The sequence below is a fragment of the Acidovorax sp. FG60 genome (genome assembly GCF_057808995.1).
In genome coordinates this window covers 74,729-101,153 of sequence record NZ_JBMDJC010000014.1, presented here as the reverse complement: position 1 = coordinate 101,153, position 26,425 = coordinate 74,729, and the positions used below count along the sequence as shown (strand labels likewise).

General features: G+C 66.2%; 28 protein-coding genes. 17 read left to right on the top strand and 11 right to left on the bottom strand.

From position 1 onward, the window contains the following. Nucleotides 1-4: 4 nt before the first annotated feature. Nucleotides 5-949, bottom strand: coding sequence for a M14 family metallopeptidase (locus ACODS0_RS19665; protein ID WP_488836631.1), 945 nt, complete (start codon nt 947-949; stop codon nt 5-7). Nucleotides 950-1,038: 89 nt separating this feature from the next. Between ACODS0_RS19665 and ACODS0_RS19660 the strand changes: the two genes are divergently transcribed. The 5 genes from ACODS0_RS19660 to ACODS0_RS19640 all read left to right on the top strand — a co-directional run bounded on the left by ACODS0_RS19660 (nt 1,039) and on the right by ACODS0_RS19640 (nt 5,059). Further along, nucleotides 1,039-2,475 (top strand): S1 family peptidase, encoded by a 1,437-nt coding sequence (locus ACODS0_RS19660; protein WP_488836629.1) that lies wholly within the window; start codon nt 1,039-1,041, stop codon nt 2,473-2,475. Continuing rightward, nucleotides 2,472-3,464 carry an FHA domain-containing protein gene (locus ACODS0_RS19655; protein ID WP_488836627.1) on the top strand — a complete coding sequence of 331 codons (993 nt, stop codon included), beginning with the start codon at nt 2,472-2,474 and terminating at the stop codon, nt 3,462-3,464. Before ACODS0_RS19660 ends, ACODS0_RS19655 begins: the two co-directional genes overlap by 4 nt. Before the next feature lie 62 nt (nt 3,465-3,526). Further along, a complete protein-coding gene (locus ACODS0_RS19650; RefSeq protein ID WP_010460358.1) occupies nt 3,527-3,856 on the top strand; it encodes a hypothetical protein in 330 nt (109 codons plus the stop codon). Between the two features lie 263 nt (nt 3,857-4,119). After that, complete coding sequence (locus tag ACODS0_RS19645; protein ID WP_488836625.1) at nt 4,120-4,437, top strand: DUF2322 family protein; 318 nt, start codon at nt 4,120-4,122, stop codon at nt 4,435-4,437. 160 nt (nt 4,438-4,597) lie between these two features. After that, a complete protein-coding gene (locus ACODS0_RS19640; protein WP_055398924.1) occupies nt 4,598-5,059 on the top strand; it encodes an SRPBCC family protein in 462 nt (153 codons plus the stop codon). A gap of 28 nt (nt 5,060-5,087) precedes the next feature. On the opposite strand, the gene ACODS0_RS19635 is transcribed toward ACODS0_RS19640, so the two are convergent. After that, nucleotides 5,088-5,870: a transporter substrate-binding domain-containing protein gene (locus tag ACODS0_RS19635; protein ID WP_218299267.1), complete on the bottom strand. Its 783-nt coding sequence runs from the start codon at nt 5,868-5,870 to the stop codon at nt 5,088-5,090. 362 nt (nt 5,871-6,232) lie between these two features. Here ACODS0_RS19635 and ACODS0_RS19630 point away from each other — a divergent pair, with 362 nt between their 5' ends. Further along, nucleotides 6,233-6,481 carry a hypothetical protein gene (locus tag ACODS0_RS19630; RefSeq protein ID WP_121419513.1) on the top strand — a complete coding sequence of 83 codons (249 nt, stop codon included), beginning with the start codon at nt 6,233-6,235 and terminating at the stop codon, nt 6,479-6,481. A gap of 169 nt (nt 6,482-6,650) precedes the next feature. On the opposite strand, the gene ACODS0_RS19625 is transcribed toward ACODS0_RS19630, so the two are convergent. Then, the gene (locus ACODS0_RS19625; protein ID WP_488836683.1) at nt 6,651-7,922 is read right to left on the bottom strand and encodes a phospholipase D-like domain-containing protein; all 1,272 of its coding nucleotides are present in this window, start codon (nt 7,920-7,922) and stop codon (nt 6,651-6,653) included. A 177-nt stretch (nt 7,923-8,099) separates the two neighbouring features. Between ACODS0_RS19625 and ACODS0_RS19620 the strand changes: the two genes are divergently transcribed. Beyond that, nucleotides 8,100-9,020: a peptidoglycan DD-metalloendopeptidase family protein gene (locus ACODS0_RS19620; protein WP_488836622.1), complete on the top strand. Its 921-nt coding sequence runs from the start codon at nt 8,100-8,102 to the stop codon at nt 9,018-9,020. Nucleotides 9,021-9,157: 137 nt separating this feature from the next. Here the strand turns inward: ACODS0_RS19620 and gltS are convergent, their stop codons facing one another. Continuing rightward, complete coding sequence (gene gltS / locus ACODS0_RS19615) at nt 9,158-10,399, bottom strand: sodium/glutamate symporter (RefSeq protein ID WP_055398922.1); 1,242 nt, start codon at nt 10,397-10,399, stop codon at nt 9,158-9,160. A 275-nt stretch (nt 10,400-10,674) separates the two neighbouring features. Here gltS and ACODS0_RS19610 point away from each other — a divergent pair, with 275 nt between their 5' ends. Next, nucleotides 10,675-11,211, top strand: coding sequence for a pseudouridine synthase (locus tag ACODS0_RS19610; protein WP_488836619.1), 537 nt, complete (start codon nt 10,675-10,677; stop codon nt 11,209-11,211). 19 nt (nt 11,212-11,230) lie between these two features. Here the strand turns inward: ACODS0_RS19610 and ACODS0_RS19605 are convergent, their stop codons facing one another. Then, nucleotides 11,231-11,941 carry a glutathione S-transferase family protein gene (locus ACODS0_RS19605; protein ID WP_487256620.1) on the bottom strand — a complete coding sequence of 237 codons (711 nt, stop codon included), beginning with the start codon at nt 11,939-11,941 and terminating at the stop codon, nt 11,231-11,233. 182 nt (nt 11,942-12,123) lie between these two features. On the opposite strand from ACODS0_RS19605, the gene ACODS0_RS19600 reads away from it, so the two are divergent. Together ACODS0_RS19600 and ACODS0_RS19595 are read left to right on the top strand one after the other, a co-directional pair. Then, on the top strand, nt 12,124-13,014 hold the full coding sequence (locus ACODS0_RS19600) for a LysR family transcriptional regulator (RefSeq protein ID WP_488836617.1): 891 nt from the start codon (nt 12,124-12,126) through the stop codon (nt 13,012-13,014). A 77-nt stretch (nt 13,015-13,091) separates the two neighbouring features. Next, complete coding sequence (locus tag ACODS0_RS19595; protein ID WP_488836615.1) at nt 13,092-13,652, top strand: dihydrofolate reductase family protein; 561 nt, start codon at nt 13,092-13,094, stop codon at nt 13,650-13,652. An 80-nt stretch (nt 13,653-13,732) separates the two neighbouring features. On the opposite strand, the gene ACODS0_RS19590 is transcribed toward ACODS0_RS19595, so the two are convergent. After that, nucleotides 13,733-14,170 (bottom strand): Lrp/AsnC family transcriptional regulator, encoded by a 438-nt coding sequence (locus ACODS0_RS19590; protein WP_306553184.1) that lies wholly within the window; start codon nt 14,168-14,170, stop codon nt 13,733-13,735. A gap of 143 nt (nt 14,171-14,313) precedes the next feature. Here ACODS0_RS19590 and ACODS0_RS19585 point away from each other — a divergent pair, with 143 nt between their 5' ends. Further along, nucleotides 14,314-14,862: an RBBP9/YdeN family alpha/beta hydrolase gene (locus tag ACODS0_RS19585; protein WP_488836613.1), complete on the top strand. Its 549-nt coding sequence runs from the start codon at nt 14,314-14,316 to the stop codon at nt 14,860-14,862. Between the two features lie 79 nt (nt 14,863-14,941). On the opposite strand, the gene ACODS0_RS19580 is transcribed toward ACODS0_RS19585, so the two are convergent. Then, complete coding sequence (locus tag ACODS0_RS19580) at nt 14,942-15,520, bottom strand: DUF2242 domain-containing protein (protein WP_488836611.1); 579 nt, start codon at nt 15,518-15,520, stop codon at nt 14,942-14,944. 420 nt (nt 15,521-15,940) lie between these two features. Here ACODS0_RS19580 and ACODS0_RS19575 point away from each other — a divergent pair, with 420 nt between their 5' ends. Further along, nucleotides 15,941-16,378, top strand: a complete 438-nt coding sequence (locus ACODS0_RS19575; RefSeq protein ID WP_488836609.1) for a thermonuclease family protein — start codon at nt 15,941-15,943, stop codon at nt 16,376-16,378. Nucleotides 16,379-16,396: 18 nt separating this feature from the next. Here ACODS0_RS19575 and ACODS0_RS19570 read toward each other — a convergent pair whose 3' ends face one another. Beyond that, a complete protein-coding gene (locus tag ACODS0_RS19570; RefSeq protein ID WP_488836607.1) occupies nt 16,397-18,100 on the bottom strand; it encodes a flagellinolysin in 1,704 nt (567 codons plus the stop codon). A gap of 277 nt (nt 18,101-18,377) precedes the next feature. Here ACODS0_RS19570 and ACODS0_RS19565 point away from each other — a divergent pair, with 277 nt between their 5' ends. The 3 genes from ACODS0_RS19565 (at nt 18,378) to ACODS0_RS19555 (ending at nt 22,640) form a co-directional block, all read left to right on the top strand. After that, on the top strand, nt 18,378-19,649 hold the full coding sequence (locus tag ACODS0_RS19565; RefSeq protein ID WP_488836605.1) for an MFS transporter: 1,272 nt from the start codon (nt 18,378-18,380) through the stop codon (nt 19,647-19,649). A gap of 149 nt (nt 19,650-19,798) precedes the next feature. After that, entirely contained in the window at nt 19,799-21,412 is a 1,614-nt protein-coding gene (locus ACODS0_RS19560; RefSeq protein WP_488836603.1) for a DUF1800 domain-containing protein, read from the top strand. 10 nt (nt 21,413-21,422) lie between these two features. Next, nucleotides 21,423-22,640 (top strand): DUF1501 domain-containing protein, encoded by a 1,218-nt coding sequence (locus ACODS0_RS19555; protein WP_488836601.1) that lies wholly within the window; start codon nt 21,423-21,425, stop codon nt 22,638-22,640. An 87-nt stretch (nt 22,641-22,727) separates the two neighbouring features. Here the strand turns inward: ACODS0_RS19555 and ACODS0_RS19550 are convergent, their stop codons facing one another. Continuing rightward, nucleotides 22,728-23,645: a DHH family phosphoesterase gene (locus tag ACODS0_RS19550; RefSeq protein ID WP_488836599.1), complete on the bottom strand. Its 918-nt coding sequence runs from the start codon at nt 23,643-23,645 to the stop codon at nt 22,728-22,730. Nucleotides 23,646-23,774: 129 nt separating this feature from the next. On the opposite strand from ACODS0_RS19550, the gene ACODS0_RS19545 reads away from it, so the two are divergent. Further along, nucleotides 23,775-24,239 (top strand): tellurite resistance TerB family protein, encoded by a 465-nt coding sequence (locus ACODS0_RS19545; RefSeq protein WP_488836597.1) that lies wholly within the window; start codon nt 23,775-23,777, stop codon nt 24,237-24,239. A 68-nt stretch (nt 24,240-24,307) separates the two neighbouring features. Then, nucleotides 24,308-25,135: an alpha/beta fold hydrolase gene (locus tag ACODS0_RS19540; RefSeq protein WP_488836595.1), complete on the top strand. Its 828-nt coding sequence runs from the start codon at nt 24,308-24,310 to the stop codon at nt 25,133-25,135. A gap of 43 nt (nt 25,136-25,178) precedes the next feature. Here the strand turns inward: ACODS0_RS19540 and ACODS0_RS19535 are convergent, their stop codons facing one another. Together ACODS0_RS19535 and ACODS0_RS19530 are read right to left on the bottom strand one after the other, a co-directional pair. Further along, the gene (locus tag ACODS0_RS19535; RefSeq protein ID WP_488836593.1) at nt 25,179-25,514 is read right to left on the bottom strand and encodes an ankyrin repeat domain-containing protein; all 336 of its coding nucleotides are present in this window, start codon (nt 25,512-25,514) and stop codon (nt 25,179-25,181) included. 156 nt (nt 25,515-25,670) lie between these two features. Further along, entirely contained in the window at nt 25,671-26,264 is a 594-nt protein-coding gene (locus ACODS0_RS19530) for a DUF6151 family protein (RefSeq protein ID WP_488836591.1), read from the bottom strand. Between the last annotated feature and the right edge of the window lie 161 nt (nt 26,265-26,425).

The following is a 26,425-nucleotide window of genomic DNA, read 5'->3' as shown; positions in this document are numbered from 1 at the left end:
CGTGCTATGCGCCCGCCAGCACAAACTCCACCGCGGCACACACGGCCGCTACCTGCGCCGCGATGCACTGCTCGGGCGTGGCGCGGGGGCTGTCGGGGTAGACCTCGGTCGTCGTGGTGTAGCGCGCGCCGCTCACGTTGGCGCACAGGCCCCAGGCCTTGAATTCGTAGCGGATCACGCCGGGCGCTACCACGGGCGAGCCGATGATTTCGTTCTTGTCATCGGCCGGGGCGATGTGCGTGACGCGGCCCACGGCTTCGATGATGGCCTGCTGGAACGCAGGCTGGGGGTTCTCCGTGTCGTCCACCAGGTAGAAACCGTCGGGAATGCTGCCAGGCTCAAAGACCTTGCCGTCGCGTGCGGCCACAGCGGGGCGGTATTCGGATTCGTCGGTGTCGGTGGTTTCGTGCAGGTCGATGTGGGCGGCGAACGGGCCGTGTGCAGCACGGTGATGCGCCACCAGGCGCATGAGGGCTGCAGACTCCTGCGCGGGCGAGTCCTGGCGGAACGAGCGGTTGGGGTCGATGGCGTCAAAGTTCCCGCGCTGAAACCGCTCATACGCCCAGGGGCTGACGCAGGGCACCACCAGCAGGTTGGCGCGCCCCACAAACTCGGCTGCGTGCTGTTGCGCAAAGCGCAGCGCGCCGTGCACGCCGCTGGTTTCGTAGCCATGCACACCGCCAGTGACGAGCACGTTGGGCAGGCCGGGTTGCCAGTTGCGGCTGCGCAGCGCCCGCAGGGGGAAATGCTCGGGCGCATGGTGGGCGTTGGCATAGGCCACCTCGCCGTAGGGCTCCACATCCCACTGGCTGCGCAGGGTGTCGATGGCGCGCAGCACGTCGTCGGCATAGCTGCGTTGGCGCACCTGGCGCGCGCGCCACTGGTCGCGTTCTGCGTCGCCCCAGGGCTGGCCGGGTGTGCCGATGGGGTAGGAAGGAATGGGTTGCATGGATGTGTGGGTGGGGGCAAGAACCTGTTCAAAAAAACCCGCGGCAGACAGGGCCCGGGCGTGGCGCAGAGCATTCATAGAATACCGCGATGCCCTTCCCCCTGATCCGGCCCCTGCGGCTGGCCGCCTCGTCCCTGGTCTTGCTGCTCTGCGCCCTGGCCGCCCACGCACAGACCACTCCCTCACCCGCCACTGCATTCCCCCCTGCGCAGGCCACTCGCCCGGTGGGCAGCAGCCCGGTGGACGGCAACACGCCACCACTGGGGCCAACCGTAGCCGCTGCGCCTGCCGGGGCCGATCCCGCCCTGCTCTCGCGCGATGCGCGGCGCATTTACGAGCTGTCGCGCGACAAGCTGGTGCAGATCCGCACGCTGCTGCGCAATGCCAACACGCAGGCGTCGATCGGCTCGGGCTTTTTTGTGTCAGCCGATGGGCTCATCGTCACCAACTTTCACGTGGCCAGCCAGCTGGCGCTGGAGCCCGAGCGCTACCGGGGCGTGTACGTGACGATGGAAGGCCAGGAGGGCGAGGTGGAGCTGCTGGCGTTTGACGTGCAGCGCGACCTAGCCGTGCTGCGCGCCAAGGGGCGCACAGCCGCAGCGCCGGTGCTGGGCTTTCGGCCCGCCGATGAGGCGCTGGCGCAGGGCGAGCGCATCTACTCACTGGGCAACCCGCTGGACATTGGCTTTGCCGTGACCGAAGGCACCTACAACGGGCTGGTCAAGCGCAGCTTTTACCCGCGCATCTTTTTTGGCGGCACGCTCAACCCCGGCATGAGCGGCGGCCCGGCGGTGGACGACGCAGGCCGCGTGCTGGGCGTGAACGTGGCCAAGCGGCTCGACGGCGAGCAGGTGAGCTTTCTGATCCCGGCCGAGTTTGCGCAGGCGCTGGTGCAGCGTGCGGCCAACGCCCAGCCCATCACCCAGGCCGCACATGCCGAGATGACGCGACAATTGATGGAGCACCAGCAGCTTCTGACGGACCGGTTCTTGAAAGCGCCATTTCGCGAGCAGCGCCACGGCAACTACCGCGTGCCGGTGCCCGACGACGCGCTGGCGCGGTGCTGGGGATCGGGGCGCGACCCGGCGTTTCCGGGCCTGAACCTGGAGCGCACGCAATGCCGGGCCGACAGCGATGTGGTAGCGGGTGAATTCAACACCGGCGCAGTGCGCCTGAGCTATGAGGCCTACAACGCCCCCACCCTGGGCACTGCACGGTTCGCCCGGATGTTTTCCCAGAGCTTCGCCAACGAACAGCTGCAACGGCGCGGCAACCGCCACCAGACGGCCGCAGAGTGCAGCGAGCGCTTTGTGGACCCCGGCAGCCTGCCGCTGCGCGCGGTGGTCTGCCTGTCGGCCTATCGCAAGCTGCCCGGTCTGTACAACATGACTGTCCTGGCCGCGTCCATCAACCAGCCTACGCAAGGCGTGCTGGGCCGCCTGGACGTGCAGGGCATTGCTTTTGACAACGGCATGAAGCTGGCCAGCCACTACCTCAAGGCCTTCCGCTGGGAGGCCGCACCATGAGCACGATGCCGACCACCCTGGGGCTTATCGAAGCCTTTGACCGCCACGGCGCATTGCTGGCGCGCGCACCCATCACGCGCTGGCCCATCACAGTAGGCCGGGCGCTGGACTGCGACCTCGTTCTGGACGACCCGTTTGTGGCGCCCCGGCACCTGCGCATCGACCGCGCGGTGAACGAGCCACGCACCGTGCAGATCGAGGTGCTGGAGACGCGCAATGGCGCGCGCCTGCAGCGCAAGCAGCACGGCCAGGGCGAGCACTTTGACTGGCCCGACGGCGCGCCCATCGACCTGGGCCACACCCACATCACGCTGCGCCTGGCCGATGCGCCGATTGCCGACGAGCAGCCGCTGCCGCAGTTTCCGTGGCGCACGGTGGGCACCACGGCGGTGCTGGTGGCGCTGGTGCTGCTGGCGGGGCTGGGGGAGTCGTGGCTGGATGCGCGCGACACTTCGCAATACCTGAAGGCCGTACCGGGCGTGTTGCTGACGCTGCTGGTGGTGCTGGGCGCCTGGTCGGGCGTGTGGGCAGCGGCCAACAAGGTGTTTGCGGGCCACCTGCAGTTCTGGCGCCACGTGCGCATAGCCTGCGCTGCGGCCCTGGCGGTGGATGTGGTGCATCTGGTGGCCCACCTGACCGCATTCGTTTTCTCGCTGGAGGTTTTTTCGCAGTTCGCCAGTGTGTTGATCGTGCTGGTGCTGGCTGGTGCGCTGTATGCCCACCTGGCGACCGTGCTGCCGCGCCGCCGCGTGGGCCTGGCGTGGATGGTGGCTGCAGTGGTGGCCCTGGGCGTGCCGTCGTGGCTGGGTGCGCAGTGGCTCAACAACATGCGCTTGTCGCAAACGCTATACATGAGCAGCCTGTTCCCGCCCAGCCTGCGCGTGGCCCCGGCCGTGCCGGTAGAGCAGTTTCTGCAAGAAACCGAGTCGCTGCGCAGCAAGCTGGACCGCCGCCTGAGCGATGACGGCCAGGCGGACGATGACGAGTAAAAAGTAGCACCGCGCAGAGCGCTTCACCGCAGCCCTACTACCCGCGTCTATCCCATCCACCCATGCGCCGCCGCAAGCTCCACCACCACGTCTACGTGGTCGAACTCTCCAAAGACGTTCTGCTGGAGCCGCGCTTTCGCCGGTGTAACCCGGGCTACATCGAGGGCAAGCCCTGCGTGTATGTGGGCATGACCGGGCTGGACCCGGATGTGCGCTTTGACAAGCACAAGGCGGGCATCCAGGCCAACCGGTTTGTGACGCAATACGGCCTGCGCCTGCTGCCCGATCTGTACGAAGGCTTCAACCCCATGAGCTACGAGGATGCAGTGGACCGGGAGATCGAGATCGGCATCGACCTGCGGTCGGCGGGGTTTGGGGTGTGGCAGGCGTGATGCGTGCTAGGGAGTCTGGGTTCATTCCGATCCGAAGAAACCCAAAAAGGAATGATCCACCCCAATATTGGTATAGCAGCGCACTCCACCAATCCCTCATGCCGGGCAAGTTGGTGGCTCCATCGAACACCTCCCTTGTGAAGCTGCACCGCGGCCGCAGCGGCTTGATGCATCAACCGCCAAAATACTCATCTATTCATAGCTACTAGCGCTTACCCATAAAGCGCTAGAGACCAATTTCATTCATATTTTCATTGACAACCATGAACTTCGCAGACCGCTTGAAGCAACTCCCCTCCGCCAGCCACCTCGCCGCCCTGCACCTACTGGGCGCGGACGACCAAGTGCTGGCCACCATCGAGAACAAGCCCGGACAGACCGGGTCGCTGGTGGTGTATGCCGCGTTGGCTGCCTTGTACGGCGGCCGCATCACGCCTGCGGCCGCCACCCTGGGGTTGGAGTGGTACGCCGAGCATGTAGCCGATGCGCGCACCTTCCCCGGCAAGCACCCCAACATTGACCGGCTGCTGGCCTGGGCGCAGGGCAGCGAGAGCTTTGGGGTGCGGACGGTTTTGGCCTGAAAGGCTGAGGCTTTGCCAAAAAGTTGGCCGTTACAACAGCAGCGTGTCGAAAACGCGCAGGTCCGTTCGTCGTAGGGGTGTGAACACGTTGAATAACCGATATGGTTTGGCGGTTCACGCTTTCATCCACCACAGATCTGCATCCCAAGGAGACCCGAGCATGACGACCAACACCAACACCGGTACCGTCACCCTGCACCGCGTGCTGCGCGCCCCGGCAGAGCGCATCTACCGCGCCTTTCTGGACCCAGACGCCATGTGCAAATGGCTGCCACCCCACGGTTTTACCGGCCGGGTGCTGAGCATGGACGCACGCGTGGGCGGGAGTTACCGCATGCAGTTCACCAACTTCAGCAGTGGCGGGACGCATGCGTTTGGCGGCGAGTATGTGGAGCTGGTGCCGGGCGAGCGCATCGTGCACACCGACCGGTTTGACGACCCCAACCTGCCGGGCGAGATGCGCACCACGATCCAGCTGAAAAAGGTGATCGCGGGGACCGAGGTGTCCATCGTGCAGGCGGGCATCCCGGCGGTGATCCCCACTGAGATGTGCTACGTGGGCTGGCAGGAGTCGCTGCAGCTGCTGGCGCTGCTGGTGGAGCCAGAGATTCCGGGCGAATAACTCAGACGCCCAAAGCCTCAGGCCCTGATCACTTCAACCACTTGTCTGCCGCCTGCTTGATGGTGCCCCGGCTGTCCACCAGGCCCCACACAAAGCCCATCACACGCACATAGTCGGCGTCGTCGGTGGGCAACATGAAGCCCAGGTAGTTCTTGGGCGTGAGCGGCGCATCCACAAACGCGGCGTGCAGGCGGGGGTCGGCCTTGGCGTAGTGCAGGGCTTCGTAGGTTTCGGTGATCATCACGTCGCCCTTGCCTTCGGCGATCAGCGCGGGGATCTCGGCGTTCTTGTCGTGCGTGCTGACCTGAGCGGCCTTGAGGTTGGCCAGCACATAGGTTTCGTTGGTGCCGCCGGGGTTCTTGATGACGCGCACGGCGGGCTGGTTCATGGCGTCCACGCTGGTGTATTTGGCTTTGTCGGCCGCCCGCACCAGGGCCACTTTGCCAAAGGGAGCGTAGCCGGGCAGCATGTCAAAAATGCGCATGCGGTTGACGTTGCGGGTGATGCCGCCCACGGCCACGTCAAACTTGTCGCCCTGCAGGTCCTTCAGCAGGTTGGGCCAGGTGGTGGGCACGTATTCGATCTTCACGCCCAGCTCCTTGGCCATGGTTTCGATCACATCGATGTCGTGGCCGCTGTAGCCCGCGTCGGTCTTGATGGCAAACGGGCGGTAGTCGCCAGGCGTGCCCACGCGGATGACCTTGGCCTCCATGATCTTGTCGAGCCGGGGGCCGGCTTGTGCGGCCTGGCTGAAGGCGAGGGTGACGGCCACGGCGGCTGCGGCCACGGCGAGGATTTTTTGGGCGATCATTTCAAGGTTCTCCGGTGGGTGAAGGACAGTTTGGTGAAGGGGTGCCTGGCACGAGAATCGCCACCAACAATACAGCAGGCCTGGGTGCGCCCCGCAGCGTTATGCACTGGGGTGGTCGTTGGTGGCTTCTGCGCGAGCATTTGTGGGCGGTCATGAGCACTTGCGGGCTTCGACACCAGCAGGCTCCAAGCAACGCAAGTGGCGTGCCAAGCAGCCCGCCCCGTACCGGTGCCAGGCTGCGCAGGTACAAGGCTCCTTCAAATGCTCTATTTTTTATAGCACATTGCGCTGGTGGAATAAGCGCTACACGCCCATTCTTCCCAAAGTGGGTTACCCTGCCCGGTTAGCAACAAGGAATCGCCATGAAAAAACTCAACGTCACCATCCAACTCGAAATGACCGTGCCCGACGACTGGGAGCTGGTCGACACCTCGGAGGGCACGCCTGTCATCAAGCTGCCCGACGGCAAGTTCATGGACATTGCCATCGAACCCCTGTTTGCGGCAGACCCCGAAGACCTGTGGGCCAGCACCGAAGATGAAGATGTGCTGGACGACATCCTCGACATGGTGGACAGCGAGGCAGTGACGTATGAGTTTGTGACGCACTGATGGACGAGGGTCCCGAGTTAGAAACTCGGGACATTGGGGGCAAGTGCCTGCTTGGGTTGAAAAATCCAGGCGGCGTCTTCGCCCCCGCATCAGACGCAGAAAACTACACTATTGATAGCATCTGGCGCTTTACCCAAAAGCGCTAGCACCTGATTTCATTCAAACCCCATCACAACTGCGACCGCAGCAAGGCCGTCAATTTCTCGTGAGCCTTCTCGCGCAGCGGCCGGTCCAACCAAGCCTGGTAGGTCACGCGGCGTGACCGCTCGATATCGTCTTCAAAAACCTGGGTCTGGCGCTGCGCAAACGCCGCGTCGTACATGTTCAGGTTGGCCTCATCGTTCAGGCGGAACGAGCGGTTGTCAAAATTGGTGGAGCCCACCGACACCAGCAGCTGGTCCACGATCATGACCTTGCAGTGGTACATGGTGGGCGTGTATTCATAAATCTCGGCACCGGCCTGCAGCAGCGGGCCCCAGGTGGCGCGGGATGCAGCCTTCACCGTTTCGGTGTCGGTGTGTTCACCGGGGGTCACCAGGCGCAGGCGCACGCCGCGCGCCAAGGCGTCCATCAGCAATTTGTGGGTCAGCTCATCGGGCACGAAGTACGCCACCGACAGGTCGATGCTGCGCTCGGCCGCGGTGATGGCCAGGTGGTACATGAGCTGCATGCTCTCGCTGCCACTCGATGGCGAGCTGGAGAACATCTGCGCCTTTTGCGTGCCCACGGGAGGGTCTTGTGCGATGGCCGGAAAGTACGTCTCGCCATGCAGCACCTTGCCGGTGACCTTGAGCCAGTTGTCCAAAAACGTGGCCTGCATCTGCGCCACCACGGGGCCACGCACCAGGTAGTGCGAGTCGCGCCAGTGCTCCGGGTCTTGCGCGTGGCCCGTCCACTCAGGCGCAATGCCCACGCCACCGGTAAAGCCCACCTGTCCGTCCACCACCAGCAGCTTGCGGTGGGTGCGGTTGTTCAGGCGGGCCAGGTTGTACCAGTGGGGTTTGTGGAATTTTTCGATCTGCACCCCGGCCGCTTTCATCTCGGCCAGGTAGCTCTCTTCCATCTTGGCGCTGCCTACCCAGTCGAGCAGCACATGCACGGACACACCCGCGCGGGCGCGCTCGCTCAGGGCGTCTGCAAACTGCTTGCCGATGTCGCCCGACCAGTAGATGTAGGTTTCGAAGGTGACGCTTTTTTGCGCGGATTTGATCGCGGCCAGCATGGGCGGAAAGATCTGGTCGCCGTTGAGCAGCTCGGTCACCGCATTGCCGCCCACAATGCCCGGGCCCAGCAGACTGCCCAGGGCACGTTCGAACTGCGGGTGGGCGGTGTTGTACAGGCGCGGCAGCTGTTGCTGCACCTTTTTCTCGCCCGCCGTGAAGTTGAGTGCCAACAAGACAAGGGCCCCCGTGGCCAGGGCCGTGAGCAAGACAGTGAACATGGTGAAGCGGCGGGGGGCGGCAGGTGGCATGGCGCGATGGTAGGTGGCGGCCTGGGGGTGGCGATGTAGGCGGACGCCGCCAACGCTGGGCGGCACAATTGCGGGGTGCTCGCCGTGCACGCGCGGCTGCAGCACGCTTGCCATCCCCCCGCGCTTTTTTCTTACCGTTGCCCTGCCGTGTCTGAACCTGCCCGCCCTGCCCTCATCCGCCCAGCCACCCCCATCAAACGCCGTAGCGCCTTGATCGGCACGGCGGGCCTTCTCGCCCAGCCCGCCCTGGTGGAGCTGCTGCACGCCAAGCCCTTGCCACCCGCGCCCACGGTGTGGCCCCAGGCGCTGCAGGTGCCCGGGGGTGTGGCGCGGCTGTCGCTGGGCCCAGCGGCCACACGGCCGGTGGCGCAGGTGCGCCAGGGCGATGTGGATGTGCCGCTGCGGGTAGTGGGCGATGCCATTGAGTGGACAGCCATCGTGGGCATACCGCTGGCCGCAGCACCCGGCGATGCGTTTATCACGGTGCTGGCCGAAGGCGGCGGCAGCCCGCGCCTGGTGCACTACGCCGTAGCCCCCAAGCAATACAAGGAGCAGCACCTCAAGGTATCGCCGCGCACGGTAGACCTTTCACCCGAGGACCAGGCCCGCTACGAGCGCGAGCGCGACCACCAGGCGAAGGTGATGGCGACCTTCACCGAGCAGCCCGCCGGTGTGGCCCTGCCATCGCTGCGCATGCGGGTGCCGGTGCAGGGGCGGCGGTCCAGCTCGTTCGGGCTGCGGCGCGTGTTCAACGGCCAGCCGCGCAATCCGCACAGCGGCATGGACATTGCCGCCGCCACGGGCACGCCCATCGTGGCACCGTTGCCAGGCCGGGTGATTGACGTGGGCGACTACTTCTTCAATGGCGGCACGGTGTGGCTGGACCACGGCCAGGGCCTGCTGACGATGTACTGCCACCTGAGCAGCATGGATGTGCGCGTGGGCGATGTGCTGCAGGCGGGCGACGCGTTCTGCAAGGTAGGCGCCACCGGCCGCGTGACCGGACCGCATCTGCACTGGGGCGTGATGCTGAACCGCACCATGGTGGACCCCGCATTGTTCTTGTAGCCCCTGAGTCGCTGCGCGGGATGACGCCCCTCACTGCGGGACGGCCCTTGCTCGGGCCGTACCCGCTTCGCGGCTGCGGGCCGGTGCGCCGCGCTGAAGCCCATGCAGCCCGTTGAGCCGCACCACGCTTCAACGGGCTACTTCAAATAATTCATGAAACCTGTGATGATCACGGCGTTGAAAAAGTCGATGAAGAGCGAGCCCACGAGCGGGATCACAAAAAATGCCTTCACCGATGGGCCATTGACGGCGGTGAACGCCTGCATGTTGGCCATGGCGTTGGGCGTGGCGCCCATGCCAAAGCCGCAGTGGCCGGCGGCGATGACTGCGGCGTCATAGTCGCGCCCCATCACGCGGAAGGTGACAAAGTAGCCATACGCAAACATCAGCACGGTCTGGGCAAGCAGGATGACCAGCAGCGGCCCGGCCACCTCGGCCAGCTCCCACAGCTTCATGGACATGAGCGCCATGGCCAGGAAGAACGCCAGCGACACATTGCCCACCACCTCGAACTGGCGCAGGGGCAGCGCACTGTCGCGCCAGTCGATGATGTTGCGCACCACCGCCGCCACCAGCATCGGGCCCAGGTACGAAGGCAGCGTAATGCCCAGGCCCTTGAGCCAGTTGACCAGCAACGTGCCTGCCCCGATGGACACGGCAATCAGGATGCTGGCGTACATCACAGTGTCGCTGTTGCCCATGGGGGCCGGGGCTGCAAGGCGGGCGGTGGAGGCATTGGCGGCGTCGACAGCGCCAGCCGCCGTGGCGGTGGCAGCGGCTGGTGTGCCCGCAGCCAACCCCGAGGTGTGCAGGCCATTGCGCCGCATCAGCAGGGTGCCCAGCGGGCCGCCAATCACACAACCTGCCACCAGGCCATAGGTGGCCGCCGCAATGGCGGCGGGCAACGCACCTGCGGCGCCCGCCTGCTCCAGCAGCGGGCCAAACGCGGCCGAGGTGCCGTGCCCGCCCGTGAGCGATATGGACCCCGCCGCCACGCCGATGAGCGGATGCACGCCCAGCGCAGCAGCCAGCCCGGCTCCGAGCAGGTTCTGCAGCACCACCAGGCCCACGGCGGCGGCCAGGAACAGCGCTACGCCGACACCGCCTTTCTTGAGCAGCTCGAAGCTGGCCGAAAAGCCGATGGTGGTGAAAAACACCAGCAGCAAAAAGGCGCGCATGTTGTCGTAGAACTGAAAGGTGAACAGGCCCGTCTGGTGGCCCACCAGCGCAATCAGCGAAAACACCAGTCCGCCGATGATGGGCCCGGGAATGAAGTAACGCGAGAGCAAGCCGACGCGGTTTTTGATGAAATCGCCCACCACCAGCAGCACGGCGGCGATGCCGATGGTCTGGGCAATGTCGAGTTCAATGGTGGTCATGGCGGTGTCTCCTTGAGGCCTGGATGAGAGGGTCAGGCAACACTTGCCCAGATGTATCAGCTATGGATTAGATAGCTGCCAGCGCAAGCTAGCGTAGCGCTGGAGCCTATTTTACCTGTCAAGCTCCGCCTCCCCGGCCAGGCCGGAGGATGAAGCGGGTGTCAGACGCCATCCTGTTCACTCAGCGTCGCACTGGCTCTTTCCTCCATCGCTGCGGCTATGCTCGGCAGCCCTGCACCCCCCGATCCACCCTCACCGCTCCCACCCCGTCGTCGATGACCGCCCGCCTGATCCGCTTCAACAAACCCTACGGCGTGCTCAGCCAGTTCACGGCCGAGGGCAAATGGCAGGGCCTGAAGGACTACATCGACCTGCCCGGCGTGTATGTGGCGGGGCGGCTGGATGCCGACAGCGAGGGCCTGCTGCTGCTGACCAACGACGGCAAGCAACAGGCCCGCATTGCCGACCCACGCTTCAAGATGGAGAAGACCTACTGGGTGCAGGTGGAGGGCGTCCCCGATGAGGCCGCGCTGGCCGCGCTGCGCAGCGGCGTGGTGTTGAACGACGGCCCAACCCTGCCCGCCCGCGCACGGCTGCTGGAGCCCGCGCCTGCGGTGTGGGACCGCACCCCGCCCATCCGCGAGCGCAAGGCCATCCCCACTGCCTGGATCGAGCTGATCATCCGCGAAGGCCGCAACCGCCAGGTGCGCCGCATGACGGCCGCCGTGGGCCACCCCACGCTGCGGCTCATCCGTGCGGCCATCGGGCCGTACACGCTGGACGGGCTGGCGCCGGGAACCTGGGCGGATTGAACCGGTAGGCGTGCGGGGCCTACGCGGCCACCGCCTGCATGCGCCGCGACAACGCGGACCCACGCGCGCGCAAAAAGGCCCGCAAGCCCTCGGCATAGTCCGCACCCACGGCCTGCTGCACAGAAGGGCGCGCAGCCAGCGCAGCCCGCCACTGCTGCACCAGCGGCAAGCCTTGCCAGAGCGCCAGGTCATCCATGCCCGGCAAGGTGTCGATGACGTCGAAGTACCGGAACACCGGGCCAAACACCGCGTCCACCATGCCAAAGTGCGGCCCCGCAAAGTACGGCCCCGGCACGCTGCGCTGGCCCAGGGCCTCTTCGATCTGCACAAAACGGCTGCGCAGGTCCTGCGCGCGGGCCTGCAGCGTGGCCTCATCCGGCGCGGCGTAGAAGCCGCCGATGGTGTTCAGCACCGCAGAGCCAAACTCCATCCATGCCCGGTGGCGTGCGCGTTGCAGCGGATCTGACGGGTGCAACACGGGCATGGCCACTTCGTCCAGGTATTCGCAGATCACAGCGGACTCGAACAGGCTTTGGCCCTGCACCTGCAGGACCGGGGTCTTGCCCAGCGGCGAGAGGGCCAGGAACCAGTCGGGCTTGCGGGCCAGGTCGATGGTGCGGCGCTCAAACGCCAGGCCCTTTTCGTGCAGCACGATGGCCACGCGCTGCACATAGGGGCACAGCGCGTGCGAGACCAGGGTGAGCGCGGGTGCGGCTGTAGGCGAGCTCATGCGGCCCATCCTTGAGCGTGTGGGGCACAGAGGGTGTTCAACAGGCAGGCAATGCAGGTGCAGGTGTGTTTCATAGGCGGGCTTTCTATGGCAAGGGGGTAGACATCGCCCGCGGTGTATCTACCGACGTATGGCGACCAGCAGAATTTATGATTGCATTGACGCAAACGAAATAAGCAAACATGAAAACATCGATTGCACCCACGCAATATCAATTGGGCGCCGCAGAGCTGGAAGTGCTGCTGGCCATGGTGCGCACCGGCACCTTGGCAGCAGCCGGTGAACGGCTTGGCGTGGATGCGTCCACGGTGTTCCGTGCCATCCAGCGCATCGAGCGCGGGCTGGGCCAGTTGCTGTTCGAGCGCTCGCGCGCGGGCTACCGCGCCTCGGAGCTGGCCCAGGCCCTGGCCGAGCAGGCCGAGCGCGTGGAAGCTGCCCTGGAGGCCGCCCGCACGGCCACGCAGGCGCAGCCCGAGCAGGTGTCGGGCACGGTGCGCATCTCCACCACCGACACCCTCCTGCACGGCCTCATCGCCCCGGCTCTGCAGCTGCTGCAGCCCCGGCACCCGGCCTTGGTTTACGAACTGCATGCGGGCAATGAACTGGTGAGCCTGACGCGTCGAGACACCGACATCGCCGTGCGCGCCACCAAGCGTCCACCACAACACCTGGTGGGTCGGCAACTGGGCATGATCCGATCCGCGCTGTACGCAGGCACCGCCAGCCCGCTGGTCCTGTCCGACGTGGAGGCGGGCCGCGCAGCCTGGATTGCGCCCGACGACGCGCTGCCCGACCACCCCTCGGTGCGCTGGCGCAAAAAGCAATACCCCAAGGCGCAGCCCACCTACCGCGTCAACAGCCTGCTCACCGTGATGGAGCTGGTGGCCCTGGGCATGGGCGTGGGGGTGCTGCCCCTCTTTCTGGCTCAGGGCCGCAGCGACCTGCGCCCCCTCACCGGGTCGCTGGCCGACTGTGAAACCGAGCTGTGGCTGCTGACGCACCCCGAGTCACGGCACCTGCGGCGCATTGCCACGGTGTACGGGCATCTGGCGGAGACGGTTCAGTTGCCCTGACGCACTCGGGCCTTCCCGCCGCCCTCCCAGCTTGCTGCCAGCACGTTGTCAGCAGCCGGTCTCTACAGTGCGCCGCCATGACCCTCACACAGTTCTACGGCGCATCCAGTCTCGACGGCTTCATCGCCACGGCAGACCATGACCTTGGCTGGCTCTTGCAGTTCGGCGAGATCGAGGGCTCCAGCTACCCCGCTTTCATCCGCGACGTGGGTGCGCTGGCCATGGGGTCGCACACCTACGAATGGATGCTGAAACACGCCATCGACGCAGGCCAGCCCTGGCCCTACGTGCAGCCCACATGGGTGTTCAGCACGCGCACGCTGCGCGCCATCCCGGGCGCCGATGTGCGCTTTGTGCGTGGCAATGTGCGGCCCGTGCACCAGTCCATGGTGCGGGCCGCAGCGGGGCGCAATGTGTGGATCGTTGGCGGGGGCGAGCTGGTGGGGCAGTTTTGTGACGCGGGCCTGCTGGACGAGTTGATCGTGCAGATCGCACCGGTCACACTGGGTGCGGGCAAGCCGCTGTTGCCACGCCGGATCACACAACCGGCGCTGCGCCTGCAGTCGGTGACAACGCTGGGCGGCATCTTTGCAGAGCTGCGGTACAAGGTGCCGCCAGCCTCGCAACGCAACCCATAGCCACTCCCTTGAAGCTATTGTTTTTATAGCTATTTGCGCTTATCCATCAAGCGCCAGCGGCGCTTTGGACGCAAAAATTCTCAACCCAGCGGCACCGCCTTGTTCACCGGGTGCGACAGTACCAGTGATGTGGAGACGCTGCCAAACGCGGCCAGCGCATCCACCACGCGCTCCAGGTCGGCGGGCTGGCCGAAGGCGCAGCGCACCACGAAGCAGTCTTCGCCGGTCACGCGCACAACATCCAGCACTTCGGGCAGGGACTGGAACAGCAACACATAGCGCTGGATGTGCTCGTGCGTGGTGCGCACCCGCACCACAGCCTGCAGGCCCAGGCCCACGGCGGCCAGGTTGATGCGGGCCGCGTAGCCTGCAATCACGCCCGCGTCCTCGAGCTTTTTCACACGCTCGCTCATCGCAGGCTGCGACAGGCCGATCTGCTTGCCCAGCGCCGACAGGCTTTGCCGCGCGTCGTGCTGCAGGGCCATGAGGATCTGCCGGTCTTTTTTGTCCAGTTCCACGGGGTGCTTTCTTTGAACAGGCTCTTAACGATGACTTCAAGGTTTGGGCGGGCGATTTCCGATGAGCCCCCCTGGCCGGAACAGCGGCGGTTTCCTATTGTTGGCGGGCAGTGATGGATCTGCTTTGAGAACAAGGACATTGAATGACGACGCGACCTGTTTTGCTGATTCCGGGCATCTACAACTCGGGCCCCACACATTGGCAGTCATTGTGGCAAACCCGGCACGCGGGCGTGGCGCGGGTGGAGCAGGCCGACTGGGACCACCCCGATTGCGACACCTGGGTGCGCACGCTCGATGACGCCGTTGCTGCATCGCCCCAGCCCCCCATCCTGGTGGCACACAGCCTGGGCTGCCTGGTCGCGGTGCACTGGGCCGCGCGCCACCACCGGCCCGTGCATGCGCTGCTGCTGGTGGCGGTGCCAGACCCCGGGGGGCCGAATTTTCCGGCCGACGCCAAAGGCTTTGCCCCACTGCCTGCCGTGCTGCCCGCCCAGCCCGACCTGCCAAGACGGGTGCTGATGAGCAGCACCAGCGACCCGTATTCCACCCCCAACTTTTCGGCGCAGTGCGCCAGCGCCTGGAACGCCGAGCACGTGGTGCTGGGTGCGCGGGGCCACCTCAATGCCGACAGTGGCCTGGGTGACTGGCCGCAGGGATGGGAGCTGGTGGCGCGCTGGCGCGGAGAGTGAGAACCGCTGCGGGGATTGACACGCCCCTCTGAGAGCGCAGGCCCAGAGCGCTCAGGCCACAGTGCCTGGAACCTCCGCGTCAGCCACCGATGGCTTGCGCCTGGTCCATCACGAGGTAGCGCTTGACCAGATCGAAGAAGCTCTCGTAGAAAGCGTCCTTCGAGATGGTCTCGCTGCCCACCTTGACCAGCGATTCGCTGCTGGCAGAAAACGGCAGCGACACGGACCCGATGGCGCCCACGCCCACGCTGGCCGAGTTGTTGGTCTTGCGCAGGGCATAGGTGTCCTGCAGCGCCGTCACAAAGCCCAGGCTGACCTTGCCGTCCGTGGCCTCGGGCACACACACCACGCGCACCACCATCTGCAGGTGCGACTCGGCTTCGGGCTGGAAGCTCTTTTTGCCCTCCACCAGCTCCGGCTGGTGGGTGGAGATGATGTAGCCCTGGCTCAGCAGCGCGCGGCGCGATGCCTCGCAGGTCTGGGCGGGCGTGGCGTCAAACAGGCGCGAGTAGGTGGCCACCGAACCAAAACTCTCCTGCACTCCAAACGTCTTGGGCGTGGTGCCCACACAGCCTGCCAGCAATGCGGCCAGAGCCAAGCTACCTGCAGCGGCACCAGAACGAACAGTGAAGCGGGTCGGGAAAAGGCACAAACGCAAGGGCGGGCACTCCTTCGGGGTCATCAACATCATCAAGAAAGTCGTCATTGCGGGGGACATTTCCGGTTGCCATAGCGGCGCAGAACGGCTGCCATGGCGTTCTGACAGTCTGCACCACACCCGGTTCCCGTAGATTCTAGAAAGCCCTATGCCCAGCCTGGCACAACGCCCTTGCCCGTGGAGGGGCTGAAAGCGTGGTAACCACAGCCCAAAGCCCTGCACGCACGCCCTGCGCACCATTTCGGGCATTGCACGCGCCAAGGTATCAATTTGCAGCAGCCCGTAGAGACAACACGCCAGATGCTACACTATTGATAGCTGTTAGCGCTTATCCATAAAGCGCAAAGTGGCAATTTGACACAACATTCTGTCACCTGCCTTCTTGCTCGCCTTCCACCATTTCTCTCTCCCTCTGCTGCCGTGCCCCGTGCCTCCCTGCTCTGCCTGGTCGTCGCCATCAGCGACGGCGACACCCTGACCGTGCGCTGCGGCGCGCCCGGTGCCTACCAGCAGGTGAAGGTGCGTATCGCCGCCATCGACGCGCCCGAGTCACGCCAGGCCTTTGGCCAGAAGTCACGGCAGCACCTGGCGCAGCTGTGCTTCAGGCAACGCGCCGCACTGCAGCCGGTGGACGAAGATAACTACGGCCGCACGGTGGCCCATGTGCGCTGCGGCAGCGCCGATGTGGCTACGGCACAGGTGCGCGCCGGCCTGGCCTGGGTGTACACGCCCTATGCCGAATCCCGCCCGCAGCTGGTGGCTCTGCAGCGCCAGGCGCGCAGCAGCGGCACAGGGTTGTGGTCACAGAAGCGGCCGCTGGCGCCGTGGACCTACCGGCACCGGCACAGCCAGCGCTGATCCTCTTTTCAAGCTGCCTCAGGTGCGCAGCAGTGCCAGCACGCCCTGGGGCATCTGGTTGGCCTGCACCACCATGGCGTTGCCCGCCTGCTGAAGGATCTGCTGGCGCGCCAGGGTGGCGGTCTCCACCGCAAAGTCGGTGTCGGTGATGCGCGCCCGGCTGGCCGAGAGGTTCTCGCTGCCGATCTGCAGGTTGGTGATGGCCGACTCCAGCCGCGACGACTGCGCGCCGATAACGGCACGCTGGCTGTTCACGTAGTCCAGCGCGCGGTCTACCGACACGATGGCCTGTGCGGCCGAGGTGGTCACGTCCAACGTATTGCGCAGGCCCATGGCCCCCAGGCCAATCGCGCCCACGCGGGTTTCCAGCGTCTGGTTAGCATTGGCGCCCACCTGGAAGACCTTGGTGCTGATCGCGCCGCTGGTCGAGGCGATGTTTTCGTAGGTCTCGGTGAAGCCTTGCAGCGCGTCCTTGCCCGAGCGGCTGCCCTGGTTGGGCAACGCCGCCTTGGCGTCGCGCACCATGCCGCCGTCCACGTCGGCGCCGCCAATGGCGCCGGTGTCGGCATTGTTCAGGTCAAAGCTGCCGATGAAGGCCGCACCGTTGAGCCCGTACTGCGTGAGCACATCCCCCGCGTTGGTGAAGGCCCCGGCCGAGGCTGCGCCAATGGCCGCGTCCAGCGTGGAGCCGGGGTTGTTGCTCATGTAGGTGAGCACATCCTTGATGCCGGTGCCGCCCGCCGTCTTGATGCGCTCGTGCATGTAGCGCACGGCCGAGTAGCTGGACGAGTAGAACTCGCTGGTGTTGCTGGGCCCGCCAATGGCCGCCACCACCGCGGCCACGCCCAGGTTGGCCACGTCGGCGCGCACCCGTTCTTCGGCGCCGTGGATGAATTCGGCCGCGCCTTCGGCAAACCACAAGTGGCTGCCGGTGATGTTCTGCCAGTTGGTGGAGCGGGCCATCACCGCGTGCACCATTTCGTGGGCAATCACACGGTCGTTGTAGAACGGCGCAGAGCCCCCATTGGGCGGGTTGGGCGGCACGAAGTCGGCCATGTCCACCTGCAGCACCAGGTTGTTGCCCCGCCCCTGCCCGTCAAACCCGGTGACCTGCACATAGGCAGCCACACCGCCCGCGTTGTCGGTAAAGCCGGTGTAGCGGATGTCGATGGCCGCCCCATCGCCCTGCAGGCCAAAATAGGTGCGGATAAGGTTTTCGCTGCTCTCCAGCCAGCTGCCCGCGCTGGTCAGGCCGTCAAACACGGACAGCAGGTTCTCGTCGCCCACCACGCTGGCGTCGGAGCGGTCGAACACGTCCATGCCGTTGAACTGCGTGGTGCGCCCGGTGCGGTCGATCTCTTGCGCCAGCCGCGTGACCTCGGCCTGGATCGCCTGGCGGTCGGACGCGCTGTTGGTGTCGTTGGCGGCCTGCACGGCCAGCTCGCGGATCCGCTGCAGGCTGGCCGTGACGCTCTGCAGCGCGCCCTCGGCCGTCTGCATGAGCGAAACGCCGTCGTTGGCATTACGCACCGCTTGGTTGAGCCCCCGGATCTGCGAAGTGAACCGCTCGGAGATCGCCAGGCCCGCCGCGTCGTCCTTGGCACTGTTGATGCGCAAGCCCGAGGACAGGCGCCGCACGGTCGTGCCCATGTCACTCTGTGCACCGCCAAGCCGGCGCTGCGCATTCAGCGACATCACGTTGGTGTTGATCGTCAACGCCATGGCACGCCCCGGGGACTCCTGGTCAAAGCAGATGAATAGACAAACGGTACAAACCGGTCGAAGCGGCACGCCCAGCTCCACGCAGCAGCAGCGCCGAGGCCGCAAACCCGCTTCTTCTTCTCTGCCTTATCGGCGGGCCAGGGCAAAACCTGAAGACCCATTTCTGCGGGTCTTCCCCCAAGCCCCCAGCGTGCAGGCTGCACAGCCGCTAGCATCCTGGGGTCTTTCCCATCTGGCCCCCAGCGTGCGCTGCCCCGGCCGCCCCCGCTCCGTTTTCATGACAGTCCCTCATTCCCCCCCTGCAGCACCCGATGCGGAGAGCTCCAGCGTCTACGGCCACTCCGGCTTCATTTCCTTTCTGATCGCCCGCGTGGTGGCCGTGGTCGCCACCCAGGTGCAGGCCGTGGTGGTGGCCTGGCAGGTGTATGACCTCACCCGCGAGCCGCTGGCACTGGCCTATGTGGGTCTGGCGCAGTTTCTGCCCATGCTGGCCCTGCTGCTGCCAGCAGGCGATTTGATCGACCGCTTTGACCGCAGGCGCATCCTGGCGCTGGCCTGGTCGGTGGGCGGCGTGTGCAGTGCCCTGCTGTGGTGGCTGGCGGGCCATGGGGCCAGCGGCGTGGCGGGCATTTATGCGGTGCTGGTGCTGTATGGCTGCGCACGCGCTTTTTCGGGGCCAGCCATGCAAAGCCTGCTGCCGCAGATCGTGCCGCGCGGGCAGCTCGCGCAGGCCATTGCCGCCAACAGCATGCTGATGCGCGTCGCCAGCATCGGAGGGCCGCTGCTGGGCGGGCTGCTGTATGCGCTGGGCGGGGGCGAGTTGACCTATGCCGTGTGCTGCGCGTGTTTTGTGCTGGGCGTGGCGCTGCTGCTGCGTGTGGTGGTGGCCCATGCCACTGCGCCCGGCCCCGCGCAGGGAACGATGTTCGAGCGCTTTGGCGCAGGCATCACCTTCATCCGCACCCGGCCCATCATCCTGGGCACCATCTCGCTGGACCTGTTCGCCGTGCTGCTGGGCGGCGTGGTGGCCCTGCTGCCCATCTATGCGCAGGAGGTGCTGCATGTAGGCCCGGCGGGCCTGGGCGCGCTGCGCAGCGCCATGGCCGTGGGCGAGGTGGGTGCGGGGCTGTACCTGAGCATGCGGCCCTTCAACCGCCATGTGGGCCGCACCATGTTCATTGCGGTAGCGGTGTTTGGCGTGGCCAACCTGGTGTTTGCGCTCTCGCACTGGTTCTGGCTGTCGTTTGTGGCGCTGATGGTGGCAGGCGCGGCCGACATGGTGAGCGTGTACATCCGGGGCGCGCTGGTGCAGTTCTCCACGCCCGACACCATGCGAGGGCGGGTGAACGCGGTCAACATGCTGTTCATCGGCTCGTCCAACGAGCTGGGCGAGTTCCGCGCGGGCACCAGCGCCGCCTGGCTGGGCGTGGTGCCCGCCGCCGTGGTGGGCGGACTGTGCACGCTGGGCGTGGTGGGTGGCTGGATGCTGGCGTTCAAGACACTGCGCACGGTGGACCGTTTCGAGGAAGCTGCGCAGGCCAGCAGCTGAGCAGCTGAGCGGTTCAGCGACGGTGCGACAGCCCGTGTAAACAAGCTCCGGGGCGTTTGTGTCGCGCAGGTAAAACCCGCGCGGCAGGCTTGCACGGCGCGTTGGGGCGGAGCACCATGCGCTCCACTGCCAGCCCCCAAGCGCGCCCCATGAACGCTCCTTCCGCCCCGCTCCCCGGCCCTCTTCACCGCCGCACCGTGCTCGCTGGCCTGCTGGGCATGGCTGCCACCGCCCCGCTGGGCCTGGCCCGCGCCGCCACCCCGGCGGGCAACGCTGGCTGGGCTGGTGTCGACGAAGCCACGCAAACCCGCCTGCTGGACCGCGTGACCTGGGGCAACACCGCCCAAGGCGCACAGGCGCTGCCGCCGCAAGGGGTTGCTGCCTACTTGGCAGCGCAGTTGCGCCCCCTGCCCGCCATGCTGCCGCGCGCGGCCCAGGCGCAGATCGACGCCATGGCCATCACCCGCACGCCCCTGCCCGAGCTGGCCGCGCGCATGGAGGCCCAGCACCAGGCCGCCAAGGCCCAGTCCACCGAGGATGGCCGCAAAGCCGCGCTCAAGGCCTGGCAGCAGGACATGCGCGCGCTGCAGCAGGAGGCGGCCGAGCGTTTTGTGCTGCGCGCGCTGTATTCGCCCACCCAGCTGCGCGAGAAGATGACCTGGTTCTGGATGAACCACTTCAGCGTGTTTGCGGGCAAGGGCAGCCTGCGTGTGCTGGTGGGCGACTACGAGGAACGCGCCATCCGTCCCCATGCGCTGGGCCGCTTTCGCGACCTGCTGGGTGCCACGGTGCGCCACCCGGCCATGCTGCATTACCTGGACAACGCCCGCAACGCAGCGGGCCGCATCAACGAAAACTACGCGCGCGAGCTGATGGAGCTGCACACGCTGGGCGTGGACGGCGGCTACAGCCAGCAGGATGTGCAGGAGCTGGCACGCGTGCTGACCGGCGTGGGCATTGCGCGCCAGCCAGACAGCGACGAGCCCCCGCGCATGAAGCCCGCGCTGCGCCGCCACTATGTGCGCGACGGCCTGTTCGAGTTCAACCCCCAGCGGCATGACTGGGAGCCCAAGACCCTGCTGGGCCAGCCCCTGCGCGCCGAGGGCCTGGCCGAGGTGGACGAAGCGCTGGACCGCCTGGCCCGCGCACCGGCCACTGCACGCTTCATCACCCGCAAGATCGCGCTTTTCCTGGTGGGCGACAAACCACCGCCCGCGCTGCTGCAAACCCTGGCCCGCACGTTCGAGCGCACCGATGGCGAAATCGCCGCCGTGCTGGAGGCACTGTTCAGCGCGCCGGAGTTTCGGGCATCGCTGGGCCAGCGCTTTCGCGACCCGGTGCACTATGTGCTGGCCAGCCTGCGCCTGGCCCATGGCGACGCCGTGCTGCCCGGCGCCGAGCCCGCACTGGGCTGGCTGCAGCGCCTGGCCGAGCCCCTGTATGGCCGCGCCACGCCCGACGGCTACCCGCTGGACGCGGCGGCATGGGCAGGCTCAGGGCAGATGTCCACGCGCTTCGAGATCGCCCGCGCCATCGGGGCCGGTGTGGCCACCGCCCCCATGCCCACCCCGCGCGAAAAGGAGATGAGGATGGCCGAACAGTCTGCATCGCAGCGCACGCCCCCACCGCTGGCACAGAGTGCCTATGTGCGCGCCCTGCAGCCCACCTGGTCGGCCGCCACGCGCAATGCGCTGGCGCAGGCAACATCACCGCGTGAGTGGAACCTGTTGTTCCTTGCATCACCGGAATTCATGCACGCCTGAGGAAATCACCATGCGACGCAGACACCTTCTTCAAGCCCTGGGCGCCAGCGCCATCGGCGTGCACAGCGCCAGCGCGATGGCCGCCCCCGGCGCGCAGGACGTGCGTTTTCTGCTTGTGTTTTTGCGCGGTGGTTATGACTGCGCCAGCCTGCTGGTGCCCGCGGCCAGCAGCTACTACTACGAGACGCGCCCGAACATCGCCATCGCCCGACCCGGGCAGGACGGCGGCGCGCTGCCGCTCACGCCCGACTGGGGCCTGCACCCAGCGCTGGCCGAGTCGATGCTGCCGCTGTACCAGCAGCGCCAGCTGGCCTTGGTGCCCTTTGCAGGCACCGACGACCTCTCGCGCAGCCACTTTGACACGCAAGACAGCATGGAGCTGGGCCAGCCCGTGGGCGGGCGGCGCGACTACCGCTCGGGCTTTCTGAACCGACTGGTGGCCGAGCTGAACCCGCGCTCCGGCAACACCCCGGCCCCGGCCACGCTGCAGCCCATGGCCTTCACCAGCACCCTGCCCCTGGTGCTGCGCGGCGCAGTGGATGTGCCCAACACGCTGCTGAGCGCGGCGGCGGGCCGCAGCGGCGTGGACGCGCGGCAGGCGCAGCTTATCGAATCCATGTACCGGGGCACGCCGCTGGCCACACCCGTGGCCGAAGGTTTTGCCACGCGCGAAGAAGTCGCCCGCACCATGCAGGGCGAGATGGAGGCCGCCAGCCGCAACGCGCTGAGCACCAAGGGATTTGAAGGCACGGCGCGGCGCATGGCAAAGCTGATGCAGACGCGCTACCAACTGGGCTTTGTGGACGTAGGCGGCTGGGACACCCATGTGGCACAGGGTGCAGCCACGGGCGCGCTGGCCAACCGTTTTGAAGAGCTGGGCCGGGGCCTGGCGGGTTTTGCCGACGAGATGGGCCCGGCGTGGAAATCCACCGTGGTGGTGGTGGTCAGCGAGTTTGGCCGCACCTTCCGCGAGAACGGCAACCGGGGCACCGACCACGGCCACGGCACCGTGTTCTGGGTGCTGGGCGGTGGTGTGGGCGGCGGGCGCATTGTGGGTGAGCAGCAGGCGCTGACGGCCACCACCTTGTTCCAGAACCGCGACTACCCCGTGCTCAACGACTACCGCGCCGTGCTGGGCGGGTTGTTCGCCCGGTTGTACGGGTTGAACGCGGCCGCCGTGGCGCGGGTGTTTCCAGGGACGAAGGGGGCGGACTTGCGGCTGGTGTAGCTTGCGCAGATTGCTATATATTTAATAGCTATCAGCGCTTATCCATGGCGCGCAAAGGCCGATTTTTATTCAGAACCGGCGCCTGCTTCAGGCATTGAAGGTGCCAGAGAGCAGCTCGGGCAGGCGCTCCACCTTCATCTTGAAACCACAGGCCTGGGCATGCCCGCCGCCGCCCATGCTTTCGGCCAGCGCGATGCAGTCAAAGTTGCGCTGTGCACGCAGCCCCACCTTCACACCTTTTTCGCCCGCGCTCCACATCAGCGCAAAGGTGCCGGTCTTGGCCGAGAGGATGTCGCCCACCAGGCTGTGGAACATGCCGGGCGCATTCACCATCAGCCCGGTGATGCCGTTGAACACCAGCGGCTGCGCGCCTTCGGCAATGTCGGCGCAGAGCTTCTTGTACTTCTCGTCCATGGCCTCGCCGCGCACCATGAACTGTTGGAGCTGCTCGGGCGTGAAGGCCGCGATCTCGCGCCAGCGCGCAAAGCCCTGTTCTTCCATGTCGAGGGCCGACAAGAACGCGGCGCTCTCGGCAAATTCCCACTTCCAGATGTCGCGGTCTTCCACGTACTTGAGCAGCTCAGGGATAGGCTCGTGCGGGTGAAAGAACTCCCACGCCAGGCGCGCGCCCGACTTGCTCATGTCGAAGTGCACCACACCGCAGCGGCAGGCAAAGCCGGTGAGTTTTTCGGCGGCGCTCTTGTGGTGGTCCAGCATCACCAGCTTGGCGGCTCGCTCGTCGATGGCAGCCATCACCTCGGCGGCAAAGGAAAAGTCGAGGATGTAAACCGCACGGCCTTGCAGGGGCGGCAGGTCGTCCGCAGACTTGACATCGCCGTGGTCGAGCCCCACGTATTCAGCACTGTCGCCGTAGTACAGCCATGCGGCCAGCGCCGCGCCAAAACCGTCGGGGCAATTGCGCCCGTGGTACAGGATCAGCGGCTTGGGATCGTTCTTGTCGGGGGCAACCAGCAGTTGCAGGGGGAGTATGGTTTTCTTCGTCATGGCCCCCGATTGTCGCCGGGGCGGTGCACCACGCGAGCGCAAAGTGCGCAGCCCGCCCGCGCGCGCTGCGGGAACCAACCCATCCACCGCGCCTCCACCCCATTTGCCCCGCATACCGAAAAGCACCCGATGTTCCGAACCCTCAAAGACCTGTTTGATAGCTTCACGCAGCCCTCCACCACCCAGTCGCCCGCCGCGCGAGCCCACGCCGTGCAACTGGCAGCCGCCGTGCTGCTGGTGGAGGTGGTGCGGTTTGATGCCGCCATGGACGACGCCGAGCGCTCCACCATGGTGACCGCCCTGCGCAGCAAATTTGCGCTGAGCGATGATGAGCTGGAGCGCCTGCTGGAGCTGGCCGTAACCACATCGAAGACCGCCTACGACTACCAGCGATTTACCAGCAGCCTCAACGATCACTTCACGCAGGACCAGAAGATCCAGCTCGTGGAGGCCATGTGGCAGGTGGCGTATGCCGATGCGCGCCTGGACGAGAACGAGATGCACACCATCAGCAAGGTGGCAGGGCTGCTGCATGTGACGCATGGGGAGTACATAGCTGCCAAGATGCGGGCGAAGGAAGCCGCGCCGCTGTGACCCTGTGCAGCAAGCCGCTTGACACTTCGCCTTGACACCCCGAGTCGGCGGTCGGTATCTTCCCCCGCATGACAACAAGGAAAACGATGCAGGTGCAAGTCAGCGGTGCGTTGCTGGCTGCGGAGCAGGAGGCTCACCCCTGTGCTGCGGGTGTGCCGGTCCTTTTCCTGCACGCCAACGTCGCAGACCGACGCATGTGGCGGGCCTCCTGCAGCTGGCTGGCCTCGTTCCGCCCTGCCATCAGCTATGACCGCCGAGGGTTTGGCGAATCGCGCACTCTCGCACCCACGCCGCATTCTCACGTGGCCGACCTGTGGTCGGTAATGGATGCTCTTGGATATGAGCAGGCAGTTCTCGTCGGCTGCTCCATGGGCGGTCGTATTGCCATCGATGCAGCCATGGCTCAGCCTGCGCGCGTGGGTGGCTTGGTGCTGGTGTCGCCCGGTGCCGGCGGCGCGCCGGTGCCAGAGCCCGTCGCCACGGTGAAAGCGCTCATGGACGCCATCCATGCAACCGCAGCGCGTGACGACCTGGATGCCAAAAACGAACTGCAGGCCCAGCTGTGGTTGGACGGTCCCCTGAGCCCGCCGGGCCGGGTCGGAGGCGAGGCACGCTCCCTTTTTCTGTCGATGAACGGGACCGCACTGCGAGCACCTCACCCGGGCGTGGCCGTCGAAGAGCCGTCGGCATGGGGGCGGCTGGAGTCCATCCAAACCCCCACGGCCGTGCTGTGGGGAGATCTCGACCTGCCGCATTTGCAAGACCGATGCAGGCTGCTCGCGCAGCGCATCCCTGCCGCGCAAGGCACCGTGCTACCGGGCGTGGCGCATTTGCCTTCACTGGAAGCCCCGCAGCAGTTCAATGCGGCCCTCGCGCGCTGCCTGGCCGGCCTCTGAGAACCTGTGGGCAACAGGGTGATCCATCACCCCGCCACATCGCCTACACCGGCAACCAGCGCCACCAGAACGGCTTGCGCTCTTCCTTGGCCCCCTGCGCCTGCAGCAACGTGATGAACTCGGTGCGCCGGTAGCGGCGCGCGGCCTCCAGCGGTGTCATGTCGTCAAAGTCAGACTTGAGCTGCGGATCAGCACCGTGGGCCAGCAGGTAGTGCGCGATCTCGCTGTGGCCATGGATCAGGCTGGCCACCAGCGGTGTGCACAAAATTTCGGGGTGCTGGTAGTTGGGGTTGACGCCCGCGCTGATGTGGTGGCGCACCAGTGCCAGGTCGCCCGCCACTGCGGCGGCGTACATGTCTTTCCAGTCTCCAGCGGACATGGGGTCTCCTTGTATTGTTTTTCGGTTTTGCGAGGAGCGCAGCGCGGGCCGATGCACATGCCTCCAGACCAGGGGCTCCATGGCAAACCGTCGGCATTCTGGCACGCCCTGGCGCGTGGGTGGTAGCGCAAAGAACTCCGGCACCCGGCCCAGCTGCTACACCGCTGCCACGGCCTTTTCGCGTTCGGCGGCGGACAGCACACGCACCGCCACCACAGGCGCGCCAGTGGCCGTGAAGAATGGTGTGCGGCGGTAGCTACCGGTGAATCGCGCCGCCGCAATGCGGGGCATGAAGCCCAGCAGCGCCTTCAGTTGGCTCCAGCGCATGCGGGGCGGCGTGCCCTTGGCGCTGGAGGTTTCCAGGTGCATCTGCACCGGCCCAAACGCGGGCGCAAGCGGCTCGCCGCCCGCGCGCAGGCACAGGTGGACCAGCCCCACATAGGGCATGCGCCAGTCGCGCCCCGTATTGGCCAAGGGGGTATTGCAGCAGCGCGCATACCAGCGCAGCAATCCCGCCTCGGACAGCGACAGGCAGGCCAGCTGGTCGGTGCCACTGGTGAAAGACACGTTGCGGGCATGCGTGCCCACCACCTCGGTGCCGGCCAGAGGGTTCAGCACCGCGTCGGGCTGCCCCAGATGGTGGGCATAGGCCTGGCAGTCCCGGCAATAACAGATGGCGTGGATGGCGGAGCGCGTGTCGGCCACTTCACCGACGACCTTGGCACACTGGCATTGAAAGCGGTGGTTCATGGAGCCCTCTCTCTGGTGTATGGAAAGCTTACCGCCCCAGCTGCCAGAATTTGTCAGCAGTGTGCAGGCCAGGCCACCCGGGCGCCCTACCCACCGCCGTATAGTAGAAACGATGCCACCGCATAAGCCCCTGCGCCAGCCCCGGCATCAGCCGTGCTGTC